The 12894-nt window shown below is 52.7% G+C and carries 7 protein-coding genes and 3 pseudogenes; 4 read left to right on the forward strand and 6 right to left on the reverse strand.

Features of this window, described 5'->3' with window-relative positions; all coding sequences use genetic code 11:
- Position 1 precedes the first annotated feature (1 nt).
- Both GSQ80_RS17300 and GSQ80_RS17305 read left to right on the forward strand, forming a co-directional pair.
- On the forward strand, positions 2-1300 hold the full coding sequence (locus GSQ80_RS17300; RefSeq protein WP_158788928.1) for a tetratricopeptide repeat protein: 1299 nt from the start codon (positions 2-4) through the stop codon (positions 1298-1300).
- 155 nt (positions 1301-1455) lie between these two features.
- The gene (locus GSQ80_RS17305; RefSeq protein ID WP_158788929.1) at positions 1456-5139 is read left to right on the forward strand and encodes a TonB-dependent receptor; all 3684 of its coding nucleotides are present in this window, start codon (positions 1456-1458) and stop codon (positions 5137-5139) included.
- Here the strand turns inward: GSQ80_RS17305 and GSQ80_RS23965 are convergent.
- From GSQ80_RS23965 to GSQ80_RS17330, 6 genes and pseudogenes are all read right to left on the reverse strand, one after another.
- Positions 5108-5329 (reverse strand): annotated as a pseudogene (locus GSQ80_RS23965) (integrase core domain-containing protein); the annotation flags it as partial. The gene GSQ80_RS17305 and the pseudogene GSQ80_RS23965 overlap by 32 nt on opposite strands.
- Positions 5330-5361: 32 nt before the next feature.
- Positions 5362-5526, reverse strand: a complete 165-nt coding sequence (locus tag GSQ80_RS17315; RefSeq protein ID WP_158788930.1) for an integrase core domain-containing protein — start codon at positions 5524-5526, stop codon at positions 5362-5364.
- Between the two features lies 1 nt (position 5527).
- A pseudogene (locus tag GSQ80_RS23970) lies at positions 5528-5707 on the reverse strand (transposase); the annotation flags it as partial.
- A 56-nt stretch (positions 5708-5763) separates the two neighbouring features.
- On the reverse strand, positions 5764-6570 hold the full coding sequence (locus GSQ80_RS17320; RefSeq protein WP_158788931.1) for a response regulator transcription factor: 807 nt from the start codon (positions 6568-6570) through the stop codon (positions 5764-5766).
- Positions 6563-8707: a histidine kinase gene (locus tag GSQ80_RS17325; protein WP_158788932.1), complete on the reverse strand. Its 2145-nt coding sequence runs from the start codon at positions 8705-8707 to the stop codon at positions 6563-6565. The genes GSQ80_RS17320 and GSQ80_RS17325 overlap by 8 nt, the downstream gene beginning before the upstream one ends.
- Positions 8704-9723, reverse strand: coding sequence for a substrate-binding domain-containing protein (locus GSQ80_RS17330; RefSeq protein ID WP_158788933.1), 1020 nt, complete (start codon positions 9721-9723; stop codon positions 8704-8706). Before GSQ80_RS17330 ends, GSQ80_RS17325 begins: the two co-directional genes overlap by 4 nt.
- Positions 9724-9917: 194 nt before the next feature.
- On the opposite strand from GSQ80_RS17330, the pseudogene GSQ80_RS17335 reads away from it, so the two are divergent.
- Together GSQ80_RS17335 and GSQ80_RS17340 are read left to right on the forward strand one after the other, a co-directional pair.
- Positions 9918-10279, forward strand: a pseudogene (locus GSQ80_RS17335) (SMP-30/gluconolactonase/LRE family protein).
- A gap of 614 nt (positions 10280-10893) precedes the next feature.
- Positions 10894-12894, forward strand: a 2001-nt coding sequence (locus GSQ80_RS17340; RefSeq protein ID WP_158788935.1) for an alpha-L-arabinofuranosidase C-terminal domain-containing protein, incomplete at its 3' end; no start/stop codon positions are given.

Consider the following 12894-nt stretch of genomic DNA (forward strand, 5'->3'; position numbering starts at 1 on the left):
CTTGACAAAGCAAATCGTAGCTCAGTATGCTGCGTTGTCAATGTCACTCGGGGTAAATGGAAGCGGTTACACGACATGGCTGATGGTTTGGATGGCGTTATTCTTAGTTCTCGCTATTCCCGGCTACAGTCAGGGATCGGTAGCGCTTCAGAATGAACAGTTTGAAACAAGATTTACGGATGGCGTTAATGCATTTCGCGCGGGTGCGCTGGACAAGGCTGAGCAGGATTTTATTGAAGCGCTAAAGCTTCATCCACGGTTTGCGGAAGGATATATGAATCTCGCGCTAGTGCAGGAGCGGATGGGAAGGAGTACCGATGAGATCGGTTCACTTCAGTCTGCTCTCAGGTTGAAGCCCACATTGAAGGGTGCGAATCTTTTTCTAGGCATTGCCTATTATCGCGAAGATAAATTCAGTGAAGCGAAGATCGCCTTGAATCGCGAAGTTGCTCTCTCTCCCTTAAACTCCAAAGCTCTCATGTGGCTGGGCATTGTGGATGAGGCTACGAACGACCCTCAAGCTGCGGTGGAGGTACTGGATAAGGCAGCAAAGATCGCACCGAAAGATTCCGATATTCTTTATAATCGCGGCCGAGCAGCGCTGCTTCTCTCGCAAAAGAGTTACGAAGAGATGTATCACCTCGATCCAAATTCCTGGCGGGTCCATCAGGTGCTGGCGCAGGCATTTGCGGAGTCAGATCGACACGTTCAAGCGATTGCGGAGTACCAGCTTGCTATCCAGCAAGCTCCCGATGAAGCGGAGTTATACGAGAATCTCGGCACAGAGTATTGGAAAGGTTCGCAACTAGATCTGGCTGAAGCGCAGTTCGCTAAGGAAGTGGAACTCAATCCGGATAATCCGATGGCCCTCTATTATTTGGGCAGTTTGTATGTAGATCGCGACAAACCCGGACAAGGAGTTCCACTTCTGCGAAAGGCACTCACGATAGATCCTGCGATTGCAGATGCAAATTATTATCTCGGTCGCGGTGAAATGGCTTTGGGTAATGCAGCCGATGCTGTACCGCGCTTTCAGCAGGCAATTCAGTTAGCGAATGAGGCTGGTGCGAGCGGAACGGATCTGGCGCAACGATCGTGGTACCAATTGGCGATCGGATATCGTCATCTGCAGAAGAATGACGAAGCACGAGCGGCGTTGGCAGAATTTCAGAAGCTGAAGCAGCAGTCGGATGCAGCTACTGCGCAGAACTTCGAAGAGTTGAAGAAGCAGCATGAGAAAGCGGAGCAAGATTCATCAGGAAAATCCGCTCCTCCGGGGGATGCGAACAGTACCCCCTGAAAGACCGGCAAGTTTGTTGAGTTCAGGTGACGCCAAAAGTGGCCTCAGGCTGAGTTTGTTCATGGGATTTCTATGGTAGCTTTTGTAAGCGCTTCCATCTTCGTTCAAGTAGCGCCGGAAAAACGTGGCTGAAGAATTTTTGGGAGAGGTCAAATATGAAATTAGAGCGATTCGTTAGAGTTGGGTTTACCGGTCTGTTCTTGTGTTTTGCTATTTTAGTACTCGGTAAAACAGTTTGGGCTCAAACGAATAGTGGCGTTCTAGCCGGCACCGTTTACGATCCTTCGGGCGCTGTTGTTCCGAACGCAAAGATCATCGCGATAGGTGATTCCACTGGAACAACCTATAGCACTTCATCGGACGGGGCCGGGCTTTATCGCTTTTCGGGGATGGCCGTTGGCAGCTATACCGTTCGAGCCTCAGGGCACGGATTTAAGGAGACGAGCTACCATCAGGTCGTGATCAACATCGCTAACCTGACTCCACTCGATGTGCATCTGACAGTTGGAGGGACCAACGAAACGGTGAGCGTCGATGCGAATGCTGTTGTCGTTCAGACCGACAGCTCGGTTATTTCAGGCGTCATCAACGCCACGCAGATTGAGAATTTGCCGCTTGTTCTGGGCGGCATGAAAGGTACTCGCGCGCCGGAAGCGTTTACCTATCTATTACCGGGAACGGTGGCGTTCGGTACGGGTGGCAATGGAGTCGGCGGCGGCACTGCAACTCCGGGATACAACTCAAAAATCTCCGGAAGTCAGGGCTTCGGCAGCGAAGTTCTGCTAGACGGAGCGGATACCTTTCGCTCAGAAAATGGGTCGACCTTCGATGAGACTTCTCCCTCCGTCGACGCCATTCAAGAGTTCAATGTCGTCCTTTCCAGCCCATCGGCGGAGTACGGCCGCACGACGGGCGGTATAGAGCTCTTTACTACCAAAAGTGGAACAAATAAATTTCACGGCGGCTTGTACGATTTCTTGCAGAACACTGATTTAAATGCGAATACCTGGTTTAACAATCTAAATTTGGCGACTCAGCCGGATACTCCAGCGAATCGCGCTTTGTTTGCTACACCGCTCGACAAGAAAAATGATTTCGGAGGTTATATCGGCGGGCCTGTTTGGATTCCAAAGTTATATAACGGTCATAATCGAACATTCTTTTTCGTGTCGTGGGAGCGGTTCGACCAGCATCAAAGTGCGACCAATCAATCCTTTGTTCCGGACCCTGCATGGCTCACTGGGGACTTCTCAGATCGTCTAGGATCTCCCACCGGCACTATCAATCCTTGTACGGGGCAGCCGATCGTTACTGGTCAAATATTCGATCCCTCTACACAACAAACGGTGTTGACGGGTAGTGGCCCTGTTACATGCCGTTCGCCATTTCTTAACAATAAGATTACTCAAGGGTTCAGCGCCGTAACGAATAATGTCATCGCCCTTCTGCCCGCACCCAATCTTACCCAGGCGACTCCTTCATCGCCGAACTATGCTCTCACTACAACCGGCCTGAATTTGAATAAACTTTTGACGGTTCGAATTGATCAGAACGTGGGAGCAGATCATAAATTGTTTTTCAGCTACAGCAGTCGAGAAAACGACCCTCCCGTCAATCTCGTCTTTCCTCTGCCTTTGGATACAAATAGTCCGCAGGTTTTCACCACCCATTTCATTCGCTTCGGGTGGACCTGGACCCTCAACTCTTCCTTGTTCAATAACTTGTCACTGGGATACAACCGCACCAACAGTCATAACGCGGCACAAGAAGCCCTGGTAGGGAATACGGACTGGAATGCAAAGCTTGGAATTAGCGGAACCCCAGCTGCGCCAACCTTCCCACAGCTTGCATTTAACGGCAATGACAACATTAGCAATTTCGGCCAGAACACCAATAATGATGTTATTGACAATGGATATCGCGTGAATGAGAGTTTCGATTGGCTCCATGGAAAGCACAGCTTCAAGTTTGGCGGCCAGTGGTATCTCCAACTTTTTGATCCTCTTACCAAGAGCGGAGAAAGCGGAACCTTCAATTTCTCAAGAAACGAGACGTCAGCTTTTCCGAATAATGGAACAGTTACCGGTAATTCATTCGCCAGTTTTCTTTTAGGACAGGTGGATAACGGCAGTCTTTCCGACCACAGAATCCAGTTCAAGGAAATTTCGCATTATTACAATATTTTTGTTGAGGACGATTGGAAAGCTACTCCACAATTAACTCTTAATCTTGGGTTGAGCTATAGCATCGATACACCGTATCGCTATGCAAATGGTAATACATCCAATATTGATCTGAATGCTCCCAACCCGGGTGCCAATGGGTTTCCTGGAGCTTTGGTGTTCGCCGGTAAGGGCACGGGTAGGAACGGAGACGTCAACGAAACCTGGGCGCAACGCTGGGACAAGGACATTGCTCCCCGCGTGGGCTTTTCGTATGCGCCCTACTCCGATGGGAAGACGGTTCTTCGCGGATATTACGGAATCTTCTACGCGCCAATGGAGCATGGAGATTTCAATGTTCAAAACGTAGATGGCTTTACTGCGAATCCATCCTTTTCCGGCAACGGTTTTGACCAAGCGTTTAATTGGGATCAAGGTTTTCCTTCTTATGTAGCGCCTCCTAACCTTGATGGAGGTCAGGACAATTTCACCTCTCCGGCCCTAATCCTTCCCTCCTTTGGACGACCTGGGATGGTACAGAATTGGAGTCTACAAGTACAGCAGCAATTTGGCCCGGCCCTGGTTTTTACAGTAGGATATGTTGGTTCTCGTTCCGAGCATTTGAAGTCGGGATTCAACTTTCTGAATTCAAATTCTCCATCTGTCTTCGGTCTCGGAGCGCAATTAGGACAACCAGTTTCAAGCATTCCTGGTTTCACGCCTCCTTATGCCGATTTTCCGACCAGCCAGAACCTCGGACAATCGCTTCGCCCTCACCCTCAGTTTTATAGTTTCAATTCAGGCGAGACGCTGGAAAACAAAGGTGCGGGCAGCTTCGATGCACTGGAAGCCACTCTGCAAGGAAGATTCCATCATGGCCTGACTCTTCTGGCGTCTTATACGTATTCGAAAACTTTGACCGATTCAGAGGCGGCTGTACCGTTCTTTGCATCGTTTGTTCAATCGGGATCGGGTGCGCAGGACCCAAATCACCTAAAATATGAGAAGAGTATTAGTAGCCAAAGCTTGCCCAACAACTTTGTCCTGAGTTATCTATACGACTTGCCGGTTGGTAGAGGCAAGAAGTTCCTATCCAACAGCAATCGAGTTGTAGATGCCGTACTAGGTGGTTGGCAGATCGGAGGAGTCCAGCGGTATGAGAGTGGACAGCCGATCAACTGGGGAGCCGCTACTGGCGTCCCTGGTTACGATGGCTCAATACATTTTCTCCACAATCTAACGGTTCCAATTTATAGCACGGCTTGGAAGAACGGCCATTTCAATCCGCTACTGGATCGTATGTTCAACAGCCATGCATTTCTGGACCCTAACGCGCAACACGATAACCTTCCCGATCCCGTTGCGGCTCGCGGCGGTGCCTATGCATTCGGTAACTTCGAGCGCGTCAGCGGCAACATTCGCATGCACTCTTATCTGTCGGAGGACTTCAGCGTCAATAAACGCTTCCCTCTGCCGAAACAATCCGATCTGCTATTTCAAGCCAGTTTCCTCGATGCATTCAACCGACACGATTGGGCGCCGCCAGATCCAAATCCCTATGGTGGTTCTGAGTGCCAGCCGGGGCAGGGTTGCAATACTCCATACACTTTTGGTCAGATCGGAGGCACTATCCTGGGCCCCCGACTCATCCAGCTCGAATTGCGTCTGGAGTTTTGAGGGCGCAGGGACGTGCCCCTTTTTCTGATCCATTCATAACTGGAGTTCCTGTTGTATTAACGGTTGAGATTGGCGCAGGGAGAGGGGCCATGGTCCCTCTTCCTGGGAGGAGTGTGCGGAAGCCGTTTGGGATGCGGTAATCCAGCGAGCTATGGGGGCGCTCGTGGTTGTACCCTTCACGCCAGGCAGATAGAGTAACCGTTCATCGTTCAGTGCTCTGAACTAGCTTGTGTTGAGGCACTCGTCTCGCAGTCGGCCGTGGAAGCTCTCGACATGTCCGTTCTGGATCGATTCGCCCGGTACGATGTTGACCAGGCCGACGTTCCAGTCCTGGGCAAAGTCGATCACGCGCCACGAAGTGAACTCCGGCCCATTGTCCGACCGCACCCTTCAGACGCCGCGCCTCGCTCACGTCCAGCCCGCCGAGCCTCTGCTTCCAGCCGTGGAACATCGCCGCGCTGATCCCGTGTTCACGGCACATCCGCCGTTTTCACCCGGCCTAGCCTTGCTTCAATATCCCGATGATCTGCTCTTCGCTGAAGTGGTATTGTTTTTCGGCGACGTCAATAGCTTTGCAGAGATGATCGAAAAAAGAGATATCGTTGGTAATGAAAAAAGTCGACGTCAATCCCGCGGTGTATTGCTTCGCATCAAGGCGAGCGATGCTGCCGTTCCGTTGAGTTGAAAGTCATACTCCTTCACAACTTTCATTACGGCACGCCTTGTCTCTTCGGTATGTTTGCCCGAGTTGTTGAGGACCCGTGACACGGTTGCCATGGAAACGCCGGCTTTACGCGCAACCTCTGCAATCGTAATTTGTTTGCGAGGCGTGGGTGCAGCGTCTTCCTCATCGAGCGAACCCAATACCCCGATAATTGCATTCAGTTCCGTCCAAAAAGTGCGGGCGGCGATGTGAAGTTGACTGGAAACCTGCTCATCAGTCATGCCGCGAGAGACCAGATCCAGAATCTCTACTTGACGAGCATGAAGCCTTGCACGTGGCATGCGCTCAGCGAAGCGAGATGCAATATCGGTGGGCAGGTAGCGCTCGCCCGCATGGACGGTGCGGATGGCTTCAATCATGTCTTCCTCGGGTGACGCCTTGAGAAGATATCCTTGAGCTCCGGCTCTGACCGACTGGTAGATGTCTTCATCGCTTTCATAGCTGGTCAACACGATGACTCGAACACCTATGCCAAGTTTTCGAAATTCCAGTAACGTTTCGATACCGTTCTTATGAGGCATGCGAAGATCAAGCAGAACGATATCAACCTCGAATTCGGAAACCATCGTAATTGCCTGGTTGCCATCGGCAGCACTACCTACTACGTGAAGATCAGGATAAGTAGAAAGCCACCTTGCAAGACCAGCACGCACCACTGGATGGTCGTCGACGACGAGGATTCTGATCGGAGTGGATGTCTTAAGCATTCCTGCTAAATTCCCGCTTTCCATATCTACTATAGGCCAGACGCCTAAGCAGTGAAATATGTGGCGTGGGCAGATGAACGATGATGCGACATCCATTGCCGGGCGAGCTGTGAATTTCAAGGATGGCGTCTATTGATTCTGCGCGTCTCTGCATGCCGGCAAGACCGAAGCCGCTTCGCTCCGGCTGGTGAATAAATCCTTTGCCATCATCTTCGATCATCAGGACTACAGAAGATCGTTCATATTCCATGCAAATTTTGATGCTTTTCGGATGCCCATGATGAATCGCGTTTGCAATGGCCTCCTGGGCGATCCGAAAGAGTGCATCCAGCACCCCGAGCGGAAGAGGTCTGGGTTCACCGAGGTTTAAGGCATGCACTGTAACCGAGCCGCGCGCCACAGCACGGCGAGCCGACTGTTCAAGCGCGGAGACGAGCCCATTCACCTCCAAAACTTCAGGCCGAAGGCAGGCGATGCTGCGCCTCGCTTCGTCATGGCTATGACGAACCAGTTCGGATGTTGTATTCAGTTCATCCAGCAGGTGAGGGTCTACTTGGGAGCTACTTTGCAAAAGACGGTTGCGAATGCCTCGAATTTGAAAACCGATTCCGGCAAAACTCTGAGAAAGGGTGTCGTGCATCTCGTGCGCCATTCGCTCACGTTCATTAAGCACAGCTCGCCAACGCCATTCCTCTGCTCTGCTGTAAAACAGGTGACCGAGAAATCCCATACCCAGCATCGCAAGAGCGAGGAAAATGAGGTGTTCGACGCTCCACCATGGAGGTCCTACCAAAAGTTTCACGTTTTCAGGCGAGTCGACGATCAGGACGAATGGGACCGTGTTACCCGTATATTCCGGTCTTACCAAGCAGGCTCCCCGCAGGCGCACAATACTTTCCGTTTCAAGTCTGTCGAATTCTGAGCGGGTGACTTCAGAATTAGTGAGCGCTCGATATGTCTGCGTCCCATTGCGAAATTCGAGGACACTGCGGCCCACTGAGTCCATTCGGCCGATGAGTCGTCCCTCGACTTCGACGAACATGGAGTCATAAGCGCCGCTTGCAGCCTGATCCGCTGTTACTGAAAGCGGAGGTATCGGCGCAAGGCCGCCCACGACCCTTGCGGTGGAGTTACGGATGGTTGCACTCAAGCCCTCCGGATATGCGTCCCCCTCTACCTCAACTTCATCACCCACTCGCAACTGGCCGGGATGAGTGGTTTCGACCTTTACGCCGCCGCTGGAATCCTGAACATATAGGGAAGGGTCCGTGAGGATCACGGCGCCTCGAACAACGACATGAGCTGGCTTGGAGATCGATAACAAGCGGAGTGAGCGAATGGTTTGAACGGATTCAGCAGAAGATCGGTACGATTTGTTCTGAACGGGACTCGTCGCAATAGTCAGCGGGGCGCTCCCCTGGCTGGTTGGATAGAGGGCGAGATGGCTCACCGGGGGCAAGATCGCCGTTGTATCTGCGATCGCCGGTAATGAACTGATTCGAACATTTCGCCATAGCCCGCCAGCGCCCATGGAACGCAATCCGGCACTTCCCGCCTTCAAACACTGAGGATCCAGGGTCTTGATTTGTGCCGTATTCTTCGTTCCAATCTCAGTGGCTGAAGCACTCAAAACACATCCTTGCGCAGCGAGTCGGAGGTGATACCACTTCCCGGGAATTACTCCCCCAGGCATACGACTGAAAGGGAATTCATACCATCCATGCTGCGCTCGTCCAAGAACGAGCGATTGATCGTTCGTGCGAAGACCTGCATAGTAGCCATCGTATGCATCGACGCCCTCTTCAACGTGGGTGGCCCGAATCAGAATGCCGGCGTCACCCCCTCCAAGCATCTGGAGATCCGCCTCCATTGCATACGATGTCCAGTGATCGGAACCGGTCATTAGCTTTGCACCGCGCTCGTCGGAGTCATTCCGAACGGCATTTCCAATGACCGTCCAGTTACCGGCGTATGCGGTCCATCCCGACGTCTGGCCGGAAGAGAAATCATCTCTAAAAGGAAGGCCGAACCACGGGCTACGTCTCCATGTAATTATGCAGCTGGAGACCAGCAAAGCGAGACAAAAAATAATCTTGAGCGAGCGGCCACTTATCCGGTTTCGCCACCGCTGCTTCATCGGCGGCTCCAATCAGTGCTAATCAACGGTCGCGTTTGGGGCGAGTCAATATTTTTTCGGGTAAGCAATGTAGGCTGGAGCCTTATATATTGCGGAGATGAAGTGGAGGGTTCAGTCAGCAATCGGATAGCGCGATAGCCCATCTCGTAGGTGTTTTCGGCGATTACGGAATCGATAAATCCAAGCCGAATCAGATTGGCCAGTTCGGCGCTTTGCTCGAAGCCGATAAGCTTTACACGTGATGTAAGACCGCGGGCCTTCAATGCAGCAAAGGCTCCGTCACACGAAGCACTCGACAGTGCAAATATTGCATTCAATGCGTGATCCGAAGCCAGCATTTCATCGGCAGACTGTTGTGCTTCGGTTCCATTGTGAGTCCCGAAGCGCCGCTCTGAAATGATGATGGATGGGTAATTATTTTCTAGTGTTGTCTCAAATGAATGCAGGATGGCGAGTGAACTGAGTGATTCCGGAGTAACTCCAAATACTGCAACACGACCGCTGCCATGCAAAATGTTGCCGATTCGCATAGCGGCCATGTAACCACTTGCTTGGTCATCATTGACAATGTAGGACAGATTTCTGCTAGCCGGCAAGGTCAACGGAGAAGCAATTACGACGACCCGAAGCCCATGTTTTAAAGCCTTCTGCACAGGCGCCATCAGCGGCAGCGTTTGATCCGGCGCCAGGATCAATGCAGAATAGTGCTCATCGATAACTTTTTCAATCAGAGTTGCCTGTTGTTGGACGTCGTCTTCACTTGTCGGAGCATTCCAATACAACTGAATATTAGGCTCCTTCGATTTTTCTATTGCGAAATGTGTCCCAGCATGCTCTGCTTCCCAAATAGTGACGGCCGTAGTCTGCGGAATAATTGCTATTTTCTTTGTTGGTTTGAAGCATCCACTTAAGGAAAATAGGTAAATACAAACAAGAGCTTTCGCAGCTCTGCGGGAGGCGCACGGAGCGATGGAACCCGTCTGAAACATCATTGAAATCCGCATCTCAATATTCACGCGTCAGAAGAGTTAAGGCACGTTCTGGCAGCTATTGTATTTACATCAACACTGTAAGCGTTTTCCATGAAAAAGAGGACTTCATATCCGAGGGATCCCCTGGCCTGCCCGAGCTCTTGAACCCAAGTTGCAAGTTAGTGTAGCGCAATATGCAGATGTCACCCGTGCTTGAGGCCGCTGGATGTTCGAACGGAATGGCATTCGGTCTGGGCGGCAGAATCTTCTATCATACGGATTCATTCGCCCAAACGATCACTCGGTACCTCTACGATGAAGCAACTGGCGAGTTCGATGGAGCAGCCCTCTTCGTCGGTACCACCGAGTCGATGCCCTTCCTGATGGCCTCACGATGGACAGCCAAGGGTGCCTATGGTCGGCGCATTGGGATGGAGGATTCATCGTTCGTTACGATCCTTCAGGACAAGCGGTCTCGCGCATCTCGATTCCGACACACCCTCCGGCGAGTCTCACCTTCGGAAGCCGATCTAAACGGACTCTTCGTAAAAAGCGCGGCGGACGAAGAAGATACGGGACCGGTATTCCGCCAGACCGTTGATGGGGAGGAAGCAACCGGTGAATATTCCTTCGCGAGCGCGCTATTCCGCCTGAACGTTCTCTAAACGAGGAATACGAAAATGCCCACCTGCCACCGCCCTCTTCGATGTCACGTCTCAGTTGCTGTTTGGTGACGCCGGGGTGCCGACCTAAATGTGTGTATCGCATCCGCCCTTTGGACGCGGTCAAAAAGAAATAGGCTTTCTCCTTACCACTCGTGTTCGGAGCGAGGTGCTGCGGGAACTTGCGCACGTCTTCATCACGAGCGTGGAAGTAGAACACAATTGGATCGCATGCATCGAACACCTCGCTCAACAGGTGGAAATGTGGCGCATTGCGAGTTGCAAGTTGTGAACTCAGAATGTGTTCGCCATGTAAGGAAAAGGCCTTTTTGAACAAGATCCTCGTCTTCGCAATATCAAGCAGACTCAACCCTTCTCTCAACTGGATCCATATTGCAAGCGGGACGATCGAGGCGATCCATCGCTCGGGCGTGCAGCTATAGATTCGGCGAGATGGACCAACACGTCTGCCGTTCCGGATCATGCAAGCGGCTCTATTCACATTGACTAATGGAAGCGTTTACAATTGAGCAATTGAGGAGAGAGGCTCACCATGCGCTCTGTGTACTTCCGGTTCAACTGGGTGTTCGCAATCAGCCTTGCAGCACTGATGCCAGCATCGCAGTATTGTTCGGCTCGTGGGCAGATGACAGATTCTGCTGATGGAGACGGTCACGTGATCCATCTGCGAATCGCCAGTCGCGAGTCGCCACAGGTGCTGCCGTCGACGCTTTTCGGCAGCTTCCTGGAGCCAATCGGACACTCGATTTATGGTGGCTTGTGGGCCAATGTCGCGGAGAATCCGTCGTTTGAAAATGGCCTGTGGTCCGCGTCCAATTTGGAGACAATGGTGCGTGATCGCCCCGGTTTGAAGCGGGCCTCGGATCTCGGGATTCCGGTTCCATGGGAGCCGTTGGACGCGCGTCAGGGGAACCGCTATCTGCCTGTGCGCGACGATGCGGGGAACTCCAACCAATCCCTGTTGATCATGGCATTGCCTGACGCCGAGGTTGGTGTACGTGAGCAGGTGTATCTTCCCGTGCATCGGGAGCTCAGGTATTCCGGCAGTATTATGATCAAGCATGTGCGCGGCTCTGGAGAGGTGCGCATGAGCCTGCGGCGGCGCGACCATCCGGAGGATGTCCTGGCGTCGGCTAACGTCATAGCGGATGCCGTGACATGGTCGAAGTATTCGTTCAGCTTCGTGCTATCCAAGGGTGCAGTCGCCCCGCTGACGCCTGTCGATCTTGTAGTTTCGGTTACGAATGATGCACGCGCACAGATCGATAATGTCTCGCTGGAGCCGGCCGACGCTGTGCACGGGATGGATCCGGATGAGCTGCAGATGGCACGCGATCTGCAATCACACTTGGTACGTTTCGGGGGAAACTTCACCTCTGCCTACAATTGGAAAGATGGAATCGGGCCCGAGGATCGTCGGATTTCTGTGCGCAATGTTTCCTGGGGTATTCCCGAGTACGACACCTTTGGGACGAACGAATTCCTGGAGTTCTGCCGCCTCATAGGGGCACAGCCGCAAGTAGCGCTCAATCTCGGAACCGGCACCCCGCAGGATTCGGCGGACTGGGTAAGCTATATCGATCAGCACTGGAACCATGGCAAAGGCGGATTGCTATGGGAGATGGGCAATGAACTTTGGGGCGATTTCCAGATTGGGTACCCGTCGCAGCAACGTGTAGCGGCTGTGACACTGGCGACTAGCAGGGCTGTCAAGGCAGTCGATCCTACTGCGCGACTGATCGCAACCGGAGGGGACGAAGACTTCTTCAAGGACTGGAATGCCCAGCAGCTTTCCAACCCTCGCGACACGTTCGATCTGATCTCTACCCACTTCGTCGTGAACGATAACGTGCAACTGAAAGGTGCTTCCTCTGAATTCCGGGATATGGCTGCACTGGCGTTGCCGTGGGGCCTCGGACCGCGGATGCAGGCCATTGTCCAGCAGGCAAAGGAGTCCGGCCACCCCAACGCTCGGGTCGCGTTTACGGAGTGGCTGATGGTTTCCGAACCTCGCACCGGACCTCGATTTACGAATCTTGGCGGGGCTCTGTTTGCTGCAGGCTTCTTGAACATGGTGATGCGCAATTCGAATGCGGTTTCGGTCTCGGACATGACCGGAATTATGGAATTTGGCGGCATCTGGAAGAAGCGCGGCCAGGTTTATGGAGCGCCTGCATACTGGGTTTTGCGCGAGTATGCCAGCCGCCATCCGTACTGGCTGCTGGATGTTACTTCCGATGGCCCTACGTACAGCATCTCGCACGGAGTCTCGCGGTTGCCGGAGATCAAGGATGTGCCTTACCTTGATTGTGTGGGGTCAGAGCCTGAAGACAGGCGCTCGCTGATCTTGACCTGTCTCAACCGAAGGATGGACCGGACGGAGTCTGCGGCAATTGACCTGAGCGCGCTTGGAGCGACGGCCGGGACGGCTTCAGTAACGACGATTACCGGGGATGATCTGCTGGTGGAAAATGACGAGACAGACCCGAGGCATGTGGCTCCCGTCACCTCCACGGAGGCGATCGAGGCGGGG

Origin of the sequence: Granulicella sp. L46, assembly GCF_009765785.1 — a bacterium.
Lineage (GTDB): Bacteria > Acidobacteriota > Terriglobia > Terriglobales > Acidobacteriaceae > Granulicella.